The 13,473-nt window shown below is 62.2% G+C and carries 13 protein-coding genes; 7 read left to right on the plus strand and 6 right to left on the minus strand.

Going from position 1 to position 13,473, the window contains the following annotated elements:
• Positions 1-8: 8 nt before the first annotated feature.
• The 4 genes from ACOCLD_RS08940 to rapA all read right to left on the minus strand — a co-directional run bounded on the left by ACOCLD_RS08940 (position 9) and on the right by rapA (position 6,290).
• On the minus strand, positions 9-899 hold the full coding sequence (locus ACOCLD_RS08940; protein ID WP_422911632.1) for a M48 family metalloprotease: 891 nt from the start codon (positions 897-899) through the stop codon (positions 9-11).
• 15 nt (positions 900-914) lie between these two features.
• Complete coding sequence (locus ACOCLD_RS08945) at positions 915-1,418, minus strand: SH3 domain-containing protein (RefSeq protein WP_422911633.1); 504 nt, start codon at positions 1,416-1,418, stop codon at positions 915-917.
• On the minus strand, positions 1,411-3,258 hold the full coding sequence (locus ACOCLD_RS08950; RefSeq protein WP_422911634.1) for a CHASE2 domain-containing protein: 1,848 nt from the start codon (positions 3,256-3,258) through the stop codon (positions 1,411-1,413). The genes ACOCLD_RS08945 and ACOCLD_RS08950 overlap by 8 nt, the downstream gene beginning before the upstream one ends.
• A 188-nt stretch (positions 3,259-3,446) precedes the next feature.
• A complete protein-coding gene (gene rapA / locus ACOCLD_RS08955; protein ID WP_422911635.1) occupies positions 3,447-6,290 on the minus strand; it encodes an RNA polymerase-associated protein RapA in 2,844 nt (947 codons plus the stop codon).
• A gap of 173 nt (positions 6,291-6,463) precedes the next feature.
• Between rapA and ACOCLD_RS08960 the strand changes: the two genes are divergently transcribed.
• The 4 genes from ACOCLD_RS08960 (at position 6,464) to ccoM (ending at position 7,838) form a co-directional block, all read left to right on the plus strand.
• Entirely contained in the window at positions 6,464-6,763 is a 300-nt protein-coding gene (locus tag ACOCLD_RS08960) for an aspartate-semialdehyde dehydrogenase (RefSeq protein ID WP_257778010.1), read from the plus strand.
• A gap of 41 nt (positions 6,764-6,804) precedes the next feature.
• Positions 6,805-7,407: an alpha-ketoglutarate-dependent dioxygenase AlkB family protein gene (locus ACOCLD_RS08965; RefSeq protein ID WP_422911636.1), complete on the plus strand. Its 603-nt coding sequence runs from the start codon at positions 6,805-6,807 to the stop codon at positions 7,405-7,407.
• The gene (locus tag ACOCLD_RS08970; RefSeq protein ID WP_090248299.1) at positions 7,404-7,565 is read left to right on the plus strand and encodes a hypothetical protein; all 162 of its coding nucleotides are present in this window, start codon (positions 7,404-7,406) and stop codon (positions 7,563-7,565) included. The genes ACOCLD_RS08965 and ACOCLD_RS08970 overlap by 4 nt, the downstream gene beginning before the upstream one ends.
• Positions 7,566-7,721: 156 nt before the next feature.
• On the plus strand, positions 7,722-7,838 hold the full coding sequence (ccoM, locus tag ACOCLD_RS08975) for a cytochrome c oxidase subunit CcoM (protein WP_275941110.1): 117 nt from the start codon (positions 7,722-7,724) through the stop codon (positions 7,836-7,838).
• Between the two features lie 168 nt (positions 7,839-8,006).
• Here the strand turns inward: ccoM and glpD are convergent, their stop codons facing one another.
• Together glpD and ACOCLD_RS08985 are read right to left on the minus strand one after the other, a co-directional pair.
• Positions 8,007-9,548, minus strand: a complete 1,542-nt coding sequence (glpD, locus tag ACOCLD_RS08980) for a glycerol-3-phosphate dehydrogenase (RefSeq protein ID WP_422911637.1) — start codon at positions 9,546-9,548, stop codon at positions 8,007-8,009.
• A gap of 167 nt (positions 9,549-9,715) precedes the next feature.
• On the minus strand, positions 9,716-10,474 hold the full coding sequence (locus tag ACOCLD_RS08985) for a DeoR family transcriptional regulator (RefSeq protein ID WP_257778012.1): 759 nt from the start codon (positions 10,472-10,474) through the stop codon (positions 9,716-9,718).
• 96 nt (positions 10,475-10,570) lie between these two features.
• Between ACOCLD_RS08985 and ybaK the strand changes: the two genes are divergently transcribed.
• The 3 genes from ybaK to ACOCLD_RS09000 are packed head-to-tail and all read left to right on the plus strand — an operon-like array spanning position 10,571 to position 13,388.
• On the plus strand, positions 10,571-11,041 hold the full coding sequence (ybaK, locus tag ACOCLD_RS08990) for a Cys-tRNA(Pro) deacylase (RefSeq protein ID WP_233684159.1): 471 nt from the start codon (positions 10,571-10,573) through the stop codon (positions 11,039-11,041).
• Positions 11,042-11,079: 38 nt separating this feature from the next.
• Entirely contained in the window at positions 11,080-12,567 is a 1,488-nt protein-coding gene (gene glpK, locus ACOCLD_RS08995) for a glycerol kinase GlpK (RefSeq protein WP_422911638.1), read from the plus strand.
• Between the two features lie 44 nt (positions 12,568-12,611).
• Positions 12,612-13,388, plus strand: coding sequence for a substrate-binding periplasmic protein (locus tag ACOCLD_RS09000; protein ID WP_257778014.1), 777 nt, complete (start codon positions 12,612-12,614; stop codon positions 13,386-13,388).
• Positions 13,389-13,473 lie beyond the last annotated feature (85 nt).

Consider the following 13,473-nt stretch of genomic DNA (forward strand, 5'->3'; position numbering starts at 1 on the left):
GGGCGGATTTAGCGATTGCTTTTGAGTGCCTGCTGATAGCGGGCGTCGAGGCTCTGGGTCGGGCCGCTGGCGGTTTTATCGATATACAGATAGACCGGTTGCAGGCGCTGCAGGCGGTCATCAATGCCCGGGTGCACCTTGAGGAAGCTGCTTAGCGCAGCATCATCCTGGCGGGTGGTGCCGAGTGTTTGCAGTACCCCGGCCAAGCCATAGGCGTCGTAGCCGGCACGTGCAGCAATCACCGCGCCCATGGCATCGGCTTCGTACTCGTCGCCACGGTCCAGGCCACGGCTGTAGAGGTCGCTGACGCTACGGGTAAAACGGTCGGTCAGCTCACCGGCATGGCTGCCGCCCTTGTCAGCTGCGCCGGCTTGTACGGCCAGGGTGGCCAGGTCGGTCAGCAGGCCGGTCTGGGCCTGTTGCTGAATGGCCTGGAGATGATGTTTCTGCACCACATGCGCCACTTCGTGGGCCAGTACCCCGGCCAGTTCGGCTTCGCTGTTCATCCGTGTGAGCATGCCGCTGGTGATGAATACGTAACCGCCGGGGGCGGCGTAGGCGGCCACCTGCGGGCTGTCGAGCACGACGAAACGCCAGGGCAGGTCGGGGCGTTCGCTGTGCTGCGCAACCCACAGGCCGACGCGGTTGACGTAGGTCTGCAGTGGCGGGTTGTTGAGCACGGCCGCCTTGCTTAGCAGGATGGTGGCGGTGTTCTGCCCGATCACCCGCTCTTCATCGACGCTTTTCTGGCCCATGTTGGTCAGGTGTTGGCCGGCACTGGCCAGTTTGCCCAGGTCGACCCCTTGCACCTGTACGCCTTCCAGCCCCTGGCAGGCACTGAGGCTGACGATCAGGCCGAGCAGGCCGGCATATTTGAGCACTGAGATGGCTGTTGGCATGTCGCATCCTCCCGGTTAGCGCGCGTAGGGCAGGTTCTGGCTGCGCAGACCGCCTTGCTGGGCGAAGCTGCGCGCCTCGCTCGGGCTGGCGGCAAAGGCATCCAGGCTCTGTACGCTGGCTGAGGTGTTGGCACTGCCGCTGCGCAGTTCTTCATCGCTGATGCCGCGTATACCCGTGGCCACACCGCCGGCAGGCGAGGTCTGGTTGCCGAGCTTGAGCAGACCGCCGAGGTCATTGCTGCGTCCGGCCTGGGCATCCTTGGCGAAACGCAGGCTGAGCAGGGGCAGCCAGCCGCGCTGACCGCTGGCCGTTTCGACCTGATACCAACCGCCCTGACGTTCCAGAACCTGAACCTGGCTCTGCTTGCTGACCTGGCCCACGCTGGCAGCCGCGGCGCTGGGTTCGGCACGCAGGGCGCTGTCTTGCAGGGTATGGGCCTGGCGTACTTCGGCCAGCGCCGAGAAGCCGTAGAAACTGAATATCAGCGCCGCAAGGGCACTGCAGAGGCCTTTATTCATCATGTCTCCTTCGCGGTTCATAGAGCATTACGGCTTCGGCGCGACCTTTTACCTGGTGTTCGCCCTGGGGCACGAAGTCCAGATCGAGCGTGCAGGCCTCACGGGTGGCGGCAGAAATCAGCAGATGGGCGCGACCCTTGGTCAGCCCTTCGATGCGGCTGGCCAGGTTCACCGTGTCGCCTATTGCAGTGTAGTCATAGCGCTGCTGGGCGCCGACCAGACCGACTACCGCCGGGCCGGTATGCAGACCGATGCCGATATCGAAATCCGGGCAGTTGTACTCGCGGCGGAAGGCGTCGAGGTTATCGAGCATTTCCATGGCCGCCAGAATGGCCTGATCGGCCTGTTGCGGGTTGTCCAGCGGTGCGCCCCAGAAGGCCATGATGGCGTCACCGATAAACTTGTCGAGGGTCGCTTGATGCTTGAATAGCACCTCCACCTGGCTGCTGAAATAGCCTTCGAGCAGGCGAACGATTTCTGCCGGCGTGTGTTGTTCGGAGAGTGTGGTGAAGTTGCGGATGTCGGAAAACAGCACGGTCAGCTGGCACTCCTTGCTCGCCAGCAGGGCTTCCGGGTCGTCGCGCGACACCAGTTGATTAACCACCACGGGGTCCATAAAACGGCTGAACAGGCGAATGGTGTCCTGTAATTGTTGGCGTCGGCGTAGGTAGAACAGTGCCAGCGCGGCGGCCAGCAGCAGCCACAGGCAGATCAGCCCCGGCAGCACGCCAAGCAGCGTGCCCTGCAAGGCCAGCCAGTAACTGCCGACAAACAGCGCCAGGCTGCCGAACAGGCACAGGGCGAACGCCGCGTGCAGTTGCTCGCGCAGTAGCAGAAGGCTCAGACCGAGCAATAGCAGCAGCGGACCAAGCAGTTCCAGCCAACTGTCCGCTTCACGCAACTGGCTGTTGTTGAGCAGGTTGTCGATGGCGGTCATCAGGATAAATGGCGCCGGATAAAGGGTGTCCAGCGGGGTGGGGCGCAGGTCATGCAAGCCGGCTGCGGTGGTGCCGATGACGATGATGCGGTTCTTGAATTGTTCGGCCGCCAGCGGCTCGCCCTGGTTGCGCGCCGCTGCCAGCACGGCGGCGTAGGGCAAGCGTGGGTAAGGCAGGCGTGTGTTGCCGGGCCAGTCCAGCAGCAGGCTCTGTTGCTGCGGCAAGCTGCCGGTCAGGTCATGCACGATACGCGCAGGCATGCTAGGTAAACGCCAGTCGGCAAAGCTGCGGTACAGCTCATAGCGGCGACCGATGCCGTCGGCGTCGGGGCGAAAGTTGATGCTGCCCAGGCGCCACAGTTCACTGGGGAAGGCGTTGGGCAGTAGCAACAAGCCGCGCTGATCGGCGGCGCCGCGTTGCCCTGGTGCTTGCCAGGTGGATGCAGGATAGTCGCGCAGCAGTGGCGGCTGGCTGCCTTCGTCGGCTTGCTGGACCAGGGCGGCGAGGTAGGTGTTGTCGCTGCGTTGCAGCACTTCGGCAAAGTAGCTGTCGGCGTCCGGGTTGAATTGGTCGGGCTCGCTGAACAGGATATCGAAGGCCACGGCCTTGGGCTGTTGGCTCAGCAAGTATTCCAGCAGTTCGCCATGCAGCGAGCGCGGCCACGGCCATTTACCGGCTTCACCGGCCAGCACTTGCAGGCTCAGATCATCGATATCAATCAGCAGCAGGCGTGGGTCAGGCGTCTGTTCGGCGGCGCGCTGGCGGATCAGCCAGTCGAGGTGGGCGTTGTTCAACCCACTGAGCGCGGGCCACAGGTGCAGCAGGGGAAGCAGAAGCAGCGCCAGCAGGCAGAGCCCGCCGAGGCTATGACGAAACCGACGCGAGGCGGCGCGTGCAGGCACGGAAAGCTCCTGTGGGCTGGAGTGACAGAAGTGATGCTTCTGACTCTAGCAGCCCGTTGAAACTACCTGCACGTAGGTTGGGTTGAGGAGCAAAGCGACGAAGCCCAACGACACCAATCAATGCCTGTTGGGCTTCGCTGCGCTCAGCGCCAACCTACCTGCGTGCGCCTGATGCTCATTTGCAACGCTTAGCCGGCGACCAGCACGCGAATGGCTTCTAAACGCAACGCCGCCTTATCGAGCATGGCCAGGCCTTGTTCGCGCAGCTGACGCAGGGCGTTGAGTTCGCTGTCGCGCACACTGGGGTTGACCGCTTGCAGGGCGATCAGGCGCGCCAGTTCCTCGTCGGTTTCGGCGGCCAGACGGCGCTTGGCTTCGTCGACGCGTTCGCTATGGCGTGGCGCCACCTTGCTTTCGCCGGCATTGATCAGCGGGTTGAGGCTGTCGCGCTGGGCCTGGACAAACTTGTTGGCGCTGGCGCGTGGCACAGGCTCCAGCTGTTCGTTGAGCTTCTCGAAGGACACCTTGCTGGCCAGGTCATTGCCGTTGGCATCGAGCAGGCAGCGCAGGGCGATCGGCGGCAGGTAGCGGCCCAGCTGCAGGGTGCGTGGCGCCACCACTTCGCTGACATACAGCAGTTCCAGCAGCACGGTGCCGGGTTTCAGCGCCTTGTTCTTGATCAGCGCCACGCCGGTGTTGCCCATCGAGCCGGAACGCACCAGGTCCATGCCGCCTTGCACCATGGGGTGTTCCCAGGTGAGGAACTGCATGTCCTCGCGGGCCAGAGCCAGGTCGCGGTCATAGGTGATGGTCACACCTTCGTCGTCGCCGAGGGGGAAGCTGGCATCCAGCATTTTCTCGCTGGGGCGCAGGATCAGGGCATTTTCGGAGTGGTCTTCGCTGTCGATGCCGAAGGCGTCGAACAATTGCTCCATATAGATCGGCAGGGCGAACTGGTCGTCCTGCTCGAGAATCGCCGCTACCAGCGCTTCACCCTCACCGGCACCGCCGGAGTTGAGCTCTAGCAGGCGGTCGCGACCGGCGTGCAACTCACCTTCTAGGCGAATGCGCTCGGCTTTGGCTTCGTCAACCAGGGCTTGCCACTCACCGTCGTCGCCGCTTTCCAGTAGCGGTAGCAGGCGGCTGCCGAACTGATGTTGCAGGGCGTTGCCGGTTGGGCAGGTGGCGAGGAAGGCGTTCAGCGCCTGGTGATACCACTGGAACAGGCGTTCCTGCGGGCTGTTTTCCAGGTACGGCACGTGCAGCTGGATACGGTGCTTCTGACCGATACGGTCGAGGCGGCCGATGCGCTGCTCAAGCAGATCCGGGTGAGCTGGCAGGTCAAACAGCACCAGATGGTGGGCGAACTGGAAGTTACGACCTTCCGAGCCAATTTCCGAGCAGATCAGCACCTGAGCACCGAATTCTTCATCGGCGAAGTAGGCGGCGGCGCGGTCGCGCTCCAGAATGCTCATGCCTTCATGGAACACCGTAGCCGGGATGCCTTTGCGCACACGCAGGGCGTCTTCCAGGTCCATGGCGGTTTCGGCGTGGGCGCAAATCACCAGCACCTTGAACTTCTTGAGCATCTTCAGGGTGTCGATCAGCCACTCGACGCGCGGGTCGAATTTCCACCAGCGCTGTTCTTCATCGACATCCGGCTGCGCCTGGTAGCTGACCTCCGGGTAGAGGTCGGCATGCTCGCCAATCGGCAGCTCCATGTATTCATCAGGGCTGGCCAACGGGTAGGGGTGCACTTCACGGTCCGGAAAGCCCTGCACGGCGGCGCGGGTGTTACGGAACAGCAGGCGACCAGTGCCATGGCGATCCAGCAGCTCGCGCACCAGGCGCGCCGAGGCTTCGCTATCACCGGCATTCACCGCGGCCAGCAGCTCTTCGCCGCCGGCGCCGAGGAAGTCGTGAATGGTCTTGTGCGCGGCATCCGACAGGCGCCCCTGGTCGAGCAGTTCCTGCACGGCTTCGGCAATCGGTTTGTAGTGCTCGCTCTCGGCACGGAACGCGGCCAGGTCATGGAAGCGGTTCGGGTCGAGCAGACGCAGGCGGGCGAAGTGGCTGTCCTGGCCGAGTTGTTCCGGGGTGGCGGTTAGCAGCAGTACGCCGGGGATGACCTGGGCCAGCTGTTCAACCAGCGCATATTCCGGGCTCGAATGTTCCGGGTGCCAGACCAGGTGGTGCGCTTCGTCGACCACCATCAGGTCCCAGCCAGCGGCAAACAGCGCGTCCTGGGCCTTGTCGTCTTCGCACAGCCATTCCAGGGCGACCAGCGCCAGTTGGCAGTCTTCGAAGGGGTTGCTGGCGTCACTTTCGATAAAGCGTTCTTCATCGAACAGCGCGACATCCAGGTTGAAGCGCCGGCGCATCTCCACCAGCCACTGGTGCTGGAGGTTTTCCGGCACCAGGATCAGCACGCGGCTGGCGCGTCCGGAGAGCAGCTGGCGATGAATCACCAGACCGGCTTCGATGGTTTTACCCAGGCCCACTTCGTCGGCCAACAAGACGCGCGGGGCGATGCGGTCGGCGACTTCGCGGGCGATGTGCAGCTGGTGGGCAATCGGTTGCGCACGCACGCCGCCCAGGCCCCAAAGGTTGGATTGCAGCTGGCGGCTGGTGTAATCGAGGGTGTGGTAGCGCAGGGCGAACCAGGGCAGCGGGTCGATCTGCCCGGCAAACAGGCGGTCACTGGCCAGGCGGAACTGGATAAAGTTCGACAGCTGGGTTTCCGGCAGGCTGACGCTTTCATGCTGGGCATTGAGGCCGTGGTAGACCAGCAGGCCGTCGATGTCGTCGACTTCCTGTACGGTCAGCTTCCAGCCTTCGAAGTGGGTGATCTCATCGCCCGGCGAGAAGCGTACGCGGGTCAGCGGTGCATTGCGCAGGGCGTACTGACGGGTTTCGCCGGTGGCCGGGTAGAGCATGGTGAGCATGCGGCCGTCCTGCATCAGAACGGTCCCCAAACCCAGCTCCGCCTCGCTGTCACTGATCCAGCGTTGCCCCGGTTCATACTGCGCCATGCTTGTCTCCCGCGTAAAAAAGCCGACTATGTTAACGGAACCCAGGGTTCAGGCCCAAGGCGCATTGCTGGGTATTGGGCACTTTGTGTGTTCAGATCACTCAAAAGTGTAGTGAGGCATGGCTCAAGTCGCGGCTTGGCTGGCCGACAGTCTGACCAAAGGAGGGCTAATAGATGCTGCCGCCGATCCCCCACAGCCTGGTACCGGTGACTGTCCAGCAGGACGTGGTCAAGCCGCGCCCGGAAATCCCGCCGGTTACCGCTTCTGCGGAAAGCTCCAAGGAAAGTGGCGTGAGTCTGGACAAGCGCCATCCGCAGGAAGCCGAGATGATGCTGCGCGAGGAGCAGCGCCGCCGCCAGCGCCGACATGGCTACACCCCGGAAGAATTGGCCGAAGGCGAAGTGGCCGAGGCCGACGAGGCGGTGGTCAGTGAACTGCCGCGGCAGGGCTTGTGGGTGGATGTGGAAGTCTAAGCTGGGCACACTAGGTGCTTCGTCTGTTCGAGTCTTGTTTCGTGGATCTATTTGCCGACAGCCCCCTGCAGTTGCCTGACGCCGACTTGCAGTTCTATGCGCCGTGGCTGGATGTGGCGACCGCCGACCAATGGCTGGCCGCGTTAACCACGCAGACGCCCTGGCAGCAGCCGCAGGTGCAGATTTACGGGCGGCAACTGCCGGTACCGCGTCTGGTGGCCTGGTACGGAGACGCCGAGGCCAGTTACCGCTATTCGGGGTTAACCCATCAGCCGTTACCCTGGACTCCGCTGTTGGCGCAGATTCGTGCGCAGGTGGAGCAGGCCGTGGGGCAGCCCCTGAATGGCGTATTGCTCAACTATTACCGTGATGGGCAGGACTCCATGGGTTGGCACAGTGATGACGAGGCGGAGCTGGGCGCCAATCCGCTGATCGCTTCACTGAATCTGGGCGGCACGCGGCGCTTTGATTTGCGCCGCAAAGGGCAGAGCCGCATTGAGCATTCATTGTCGCTGTCGCATGGTTCGCTGCTGGTCATGCGCGGGCCAACCCAGCATCATTGGCAGCATCAAGTGGCGAAGACGCGCAGCCCCTGTGCGCCACGTCTGAATCTGACCTTTCGTTTGATCAAGCCGAGACCATGAGCAAAGACGACAAGCTGATTGATTTCGCAGCCGAGCGCGACAAGCGCATCCATGACCTGCGCGACAAGAAACTCAATGAAATGCGCGATGCGTTCGAGCAGGCCCTGCCGTTGCCCAAGGGCAAGAAAAAGCCCAAGGGCAAACCGAAAAAGCCTTGAAACCGTTCTGACAAAGGCAGATTTGTTGATCTGGATCAGCTAATCAAAGCCTCATCCCGCCAGCGCCCGCCGCTTGTTGATCTGGATCAATGGCGCCCCTGCAGCCCCTGTTAACTTGAAGCCATACCCACACAGGCTTCACAGCAGGAGGCAACCATGTTTATCGATGTCGTAGTTCTCGCCGGTATCGGCACCGTCGGTCTGATGGTCGCCTTCTTCGCCGGTGTCGGTTATTTCATCTGGCAGGATTCGCACAAGCGCAAGCAGGGCTGATTCTGCCGGGGAGGATCGATTCAAGGCCCGTGCAGCAGGTTTTGAATCGGTTCGAAGGGGCACGCAAGGCAATTTGGGCGACTTAGGTCGCCCTTTTTTATGCCTGGCATAGGGTGGCCACGCTACGGACCAGCATTATTCAGGGCGCTGATTTATCTGCACGGGTGTTCAGGCAGCGTGTGCATCTTCCGGGCTGTGCGGCGATTCGAGGCGCAGGTAGCTGTCGAGCTTGACTTGCTGCGCCGGGGTGGTGAACAGGCCGAGTTTGCTGCGCCGCCAGAGAATATCGTCCGCCTGCATGGCCCATTCTTCCTGGCATAGGTAGTCAACTTCACGCGCATACAGCCCTCCACCCAGGTGTTCGCCCAGGTCGCTGAGGTTGCTCACGCCTTTGAGCATCACCCAGCTGCGGCTGCCGTAGCTGCTGGCCCAGCGCCGCGCCAGTGAGGTGGGCAGCCAGCCGAAACGTTCGCACAGGGCTTCCACCAGTGCGCTTTGGCTGTCCAGCTGCTCGGCACCGGGCAACAGGCTGCTGGCAGTCCAGCTTGGGCCCATCTTGGGGAAAAACGGCGCCAGTTGCGCCAGCGCTGATTCGGCTAGCTTGCGGTAGGTGGTGAGCTTGCCGCCGAACACCGAGAGCAGTGGTGCTTCTCCGGGATGAGCGGACAGTGACAGGGTGTAGTCGCGGGTGACTGCCGAAGGATCGTCCGATTCGTCGTCACACAGCGGCCGTACGCCGGCATAGGTGTGCAGGATATCGCTGCGTTGCGTCTGCTTCTTGAAGTGGGCATTGACCACCTTCAGCAGGTAGTCGGTTTCTTCATCGGTGATCGCTACTTTGGCCGGGTCACCCTGGTACTCGCGGTCCGTGGTGCCGATCAGGGTGAAGCGCTCCTGATAGGGGATGGCAAAGACGATGCGACGGTCTTCGTTTTGCAGGATGTAGGCCTGCTCGCCATCGAACAGGCGCGGCACGACGATATGGCTGCCCTGAATCAGGCGAATGCCGTAGGGCGATTCCTGTTTCAGGTCTTCACGGATAAATTTTGCGACCCAGGGGCCTGCAGCATTGACCAGCGCGCGAGAGCGAATCGAGAACAGGCTGCCGTCGCTGCGTTCCAGATGGATATGCCACAAGCCTTTGCTGCGCCGCGCGCTGACGCAACGGGTGCGGCTGTGTACGTGGGCGCCTTGTTCGCGGGCAGCCATGGCATTGAGCACCACCAGGCGGGCGTCATCGACCCAGCAATCGGAATATTCGAAACCGCGGCTGATCTCAGCTTGTAGCGGGCTGCCGGCACCAAAACGCAGGCCGCGTGAGCCGGCCAGCTTCTCGCGCTTGCCCAGGTGATCGTAGAGAAACAGCCCGGCACGGATCATCCAGGCCGGCCGCAGGTGTGGGCGGTGCGGCAGGATAAAACGCATGGGTTTGACGATATGCGGGGCCTTGTTCAGCAGCACTTCACGCTCGGCTAATGCCTCGCGCACCAGGCGGAACTCGTAATGCTCCAGGTAGCGCAGGCCGCCATGGATCAGTTTGCTGCTGGCCGACGAGGTGTGCTGCGCCAGGTCGTCCTTTTCACAAAGGAACACGGACAGGCCGCGCCCAGCAGCATCGGCGGCAATCCCGACACCATTGATACCGCCGCCGATCACGGCAAGGTCATAGACTTCAGCGAGTGGGGTAAGGCTGGCGGAACGAGTCGGCATGGCGGCACCAGAAAGTCAGTATTGAACTTTAAATGTTCACTTTCGAAAATATGCTAGTCGAATATGCACGGCTTCGCCACCCCGAAGTGCGTTTTCGCGCCCGGCGGTTGTCAGGTGTCGGTAATGGGGTATTTGGTTAGGCAGGTGCCAGGCCAGTGCTGGCGGGCTTACACCAGGTCGAGGTGCACCTTGTGCTCGCTGAGCAGGCGGTTTATGGCTGCGGACGGCGCGGCATCGGTAAACACGCGGTCAACCAGTGCGACCGAGCCCAGGCGCACTACAGCGTTGCGGCCGAACTTGCTGGAGTCAACGGCGAGAAATACCTGGCGCGCATTGCTGATGATGGCCTGGGAGACACGCACTTCCTGGTAATCGAAGTCGAGCAGGCTGCCGTCTTCATCGATGCCACTGATGCCGACCAGGGCGAAATCGACCTTGAACTGCTGGATAAAATCCACCGCCGCCTGGCCGACGATACCGCCGTCGCTGCGCACCGTACCGCCGGCCAGCAGCACTTCGAAGTCGGCTTTGGCGCTGAGCTGGGCCGCCACATGCAGGTTGTTGGTGATGATCTTCAGGCCCTTGTGGCCGAGCAGCTCACGGGCGATGGCTTCGGTGGTGGTACCGATGTTGATGAAGAGCGAGGCGTGGTTGGGGATTTGCGCGGCAATCGCGGCGGCGATGCGCTGTTTTTCATCGCGCATCTGCCCGGCGCGCATGCTGTAGGCGGTGTTCTGCGTGCTGGAGCTTTCACTGGCTGCGCCACCGTGGGTGCGGCGCAGCAGACCTTGTTCGGCGAGCTGATTGATGTCGCGGCGGATGGTTTGCGGGGTGACGGCAAATGCCTGAGCCAACTCGTCGATGCTGACATAGCCGCGTTCGCGGGCGAGTTCGAGAATATCGTGCTGGCGGGGCGGCAGGGTCATGAAAACTCCTCGGAAGTGCGCGGCATTATAGGCTGTCGTCGCGGCCAAATTGGGCTAAGGTACGCCAACTTTGTCAGATTGTTTTCACATTCGAACATGACACCTGCCATCGATCTGCTGAAAAAAGCCAAGGCTGCGCACCAGGTGCACAGCTATCACCACGATCCCAAGGCTGCTTCCTATGGCCTGGAAGCGGCGGAAAAGCTCAACCTTGAGCCTGCTCAGGTGTTCAAGACGCTACTGGCCGCCAGTGAGAAAGGCGAGTTGCTGGTCGCTGTAGTGCCGGTCGCCGGTACGCTTGATCTGAAAGCTCTGGCGCAGGCCGCCGGGGTAAAGAAAGCCGATATGGCTGACCCCAATGCGGCGCAGCGCGCGACCGGTTACCTGCTCGGTGGCATCAGCCCGCTGGGGCAGAAGAAGCGTTTGCGTACCTTTATCGATGAATCGGCGCAGCAGTTTCCCAGCATTTATGTCAGTGCCGGACGGCGCGGACTGGAGGTGCAGTTGGATGCCGCTGTGTTGGCGCAACTGACCCAGGCCGTGTTCGCCCCCATTGGCCGCCTCTGAACACGTCGCTCGACACCATAACAATAAGGAAACCTTGTATGTCTCAATACCTGCTTGCCATTGACCAGGGCACCACCAGCAGCCGGGCGATTGTTTTCAGTGCCCAGGGCCTGCCCGTTGCGCGTGCTCAGCAGGAGTTCAAGCAGTACTTCCCGCAGGATGGCTGGGTTGAGCACGACGGCGAAGAACTGTGGCTGAGCACCCTCAAGGTCTGCCGCGAGGCGCTTAAACAGAGCGGCCTGAGCGCCAGTGATGTGGCAGCCATTGGCATTACCAACCAGCGTGAAACCACCCTGGTGTGGGATGCGCAGACCGGTACACCGATCCATCCGGCCATTGTCTGGCAGGACCGCCGTACCGCCGACTATTGCGCCGAACTGAAAGACGCCGGGCATGAGGCAGCCGTAGCGGCCAAAACTGGGCTGCTGATCGACCCGTATTTCTCGGCCACCAAGCTGCGCTGGATTCTGCAGAAGGTGCCCGGTGCCCGTGAGCGCGCCGAGCTCGGTGAGCTGCGCTTTGGTACCGTGGACTCCTTCCTGCTGTGGCGCCTGAGCGGCGGCAAGTCGCACAAGACTGATGCCAGCAATGCCTCGCGCACCCTGCTGTTTAACATCCACACGCAACAGTGGGATGAGGAACTGCTCAAGCTGTTCGAGATTCCCGCCAGCCTGCTGCCGGAAGTGCTCGATTGCGCCGCTGATTTCGGCATTACCGACGCCAGTCTGCTCGGCGCCGCCATTCCGGTGCAGGGCATGGCCGGTGATCAGCAGGCGGCGCTGATCGGTCAGGCCTGCTTCGAACCGGGCATGGTCAAAAGCACCTATGGCACCGGCTGTTTCATGATTCAGAACACCGGCAGCACACCGGTTATCTCGAAAAATCGCCTGCTGACCACGGTTGGCTATCGGCTGAATGGCCAAGTCACCTATGCGGTGGAAGGCAGTATCTTCGTCGCTGGCGCCGCCGTGCAGTGGCTGCGCGACGGCATCAAGCTGATCAGCCATGCCCGTGATACCGAGGCGATGGCCGAGCAGACCGGTGATGCCTGCGGCGTGTACCTGGTGCCGGCGTTTACCGGCCTCGGTGCGCCGTACTGGGACCCGAAGGCCCGTGGTGCGATCTTCGGCCTGACCCGCGACACCGGGATCAAGGAAATCGTCACCGCCGGTCTGCAGTCGGTGTGCTACCAGACCCGTGACCTGCTTGAAGCCATGCGCCAGGACGGTGCGGCCGAACCGAGTGCACTGCGGGTCGATGGCGGCATGGTGGAGAACAACTGGGTCATGCAGTTTCTTGCCGATATTCTCGGCGTGCCGGTAGAGCGCCCGGAAGTGACGGAAACCACGGCGCTGGGCGTGGCTTACCTGGCCGGTCTGCAAGCCGGGCTTTATAAGGATTTGGCCAGCATTGCCCGGCATTGGCATCGTCAGCAACGGTTTGAGCCGCGCATGGCTGACAGCCATCGCAGCAAACTCTATGACGGCTGGCTGGATGCGGTGAAAAGGGTGCGCAGCGAAGGCTGAGGGTGGTAAAACTGCCGGCAACCCTATTGCTCGTGGAGCCCTGCATGTCGAGATACCGCTTGCTGGTTGCGCGTGGATGCATGCTGGTGCTGCTTGCCTGGGCCGGCTTGGCGCGGGCCGAGACACTGGTGATCGCCGGAGACATCTGGTGCCCGGTGAATTGCCAGCCTGGTTCTGAGCGGCCGGGCATCTTCGTGGAACTGGCTCGGGAAATCTTTACCGAGGCGGGTATCGAGGTGCAGTACAAGGCGCTGAACTGGGCACGTACCCTGCAGATGGTCCGGCGTGGCGAGTTGAATGCGGCTGTCGGTGCCGGCGTCGAAGACGCTCCTGACTTTCTCTTTGGTGCCACGCCCGTGGCGTCGTCACGTAGTTGCTTTTTTACCTTGCCGGATTCCACCTGGCGCTTTAACGGCACCGCATCGCTCGCCGGGCAGCGCCTTGGGGTGATTAATGACTACAGCTACGGTGATGAGCTGAACACCTATATCGCCCTGCATCACGGCGACAGCGAACGCATTCAGATTGCCGCCGGTGATACGGCCTTGGCCTTGAATATCGGCAAGCTGACCCATGGCCGCGTGGATGTGGTGCTGGAAAACGCCTGGGTCATGCAAGCCATGCTGGCCAGCCAGGGGCGCGCCGGCGATTTGCGCGAGGCCGGTTGTCGGGCGCCGGATGTGCCGATCTACCTGGCGTTTTCGCCGGTACTGGAGTCTAGCCCGCGCTATGTCGCGATTTTTGAGCAAGGGTTGCAGCGTTACCGCGCCAATGGCCGTTTGCAGGCCTTGCTGGCCGCTTATGGCGTCCAGACACCCTGACAGTCCACACGCTGTGTTGTCTGTGGCTGGGACATTACAGCGATCTGTATGGCTGTAATTGGCTGCCTCTGTAGTGGGCATGTCC

The organism is Pseudomonas cimarronensis (genome assembly GCF_049331905.1).
Lineage (GTDB): Bacteria > Pseudomonadota > Gammaproteobacteria > Pseudomonadales > Pseudomonadaceae > Aquipseudomonas.

Bases quoted from the DNA above. Each gene is read 5' to 3' on its own strand.
- ACOCLD_RS08940 (WP_422911632.1), bottom strand. From the start codon at position 899: ATGCCAACAGCCATCTCAGTGCTCAAATATGCCGGCCTGCTCGGCCTG.
- ACOCLD_RS08945 (WP_422911633.1), bottom strand. From the start codon at position 1,418: ATGAATAAAGGCCTCTGCAGTGCCCTTGCGGCGCTGATATTCAGTTTC.
- rapA (WP_422911635.1), bottom strand. From the start codon at position 6,290: ATGGCGCAGTATGAACCGGGGCAACGCTGGATCAGTGACAGCGAGGCG.
- ACOCLD_RS08960 (WP_257778010.1), top strand. From the start codon at position 6,464: ATGCTGCCGCCGATCCCCCACAGCCTGGTACCGGTGACTGTCCAGCAG.
- ACOCLD_RS08970 (WP_090248299.1), top strand. From the start codon at position 7,404: ATGAGCAAAGACGACAAGCTGATTGATTTCGCAGCCGAGCGCGACAAG.
- ccoM (WP_275941110.1), top strand. From the start codon at position 7,722: ATGTTTATCGATGTCGTAGTTCTCGCCGGTATCGGCACCGTCGGTCTG.
- glpD (WP_422911637.1), bottom strand. From the start codon at position 9,548: ATGCCGACTCGTTCCGCCAGCCTTACCCCACTCGCTGAAGTCTATGAC.
- ACOCLD_RS08985 (WP_257778012.1), bottom strand. From the start codon at position 10,474: ATGACCCTGCCGCCCCGCCAGCACGATATTCTCGAACTCGCCCGCGAA.
- ybaK (WP_233684159.1), top strand. From the start codon at position 10,571: ATGACACCTGCCATCGATCTGCTGAAAAAAGCCAAGGCTGCGCACCAG.
- glpK (WP_422911638.1), top strand. From the start codon at position 11,080: ATGTCTCAATACCTGCTTGCCATTGACCAGGGCACCACCAGCAGCCGG.
- ACOCLD_RS09000 (WP_257778014.1), top strand. From the start codon at position 12,612: ATGTCGAGATACCGCTTGCTGGTTGCGCGTGGATGCATGCTGGTGCTG.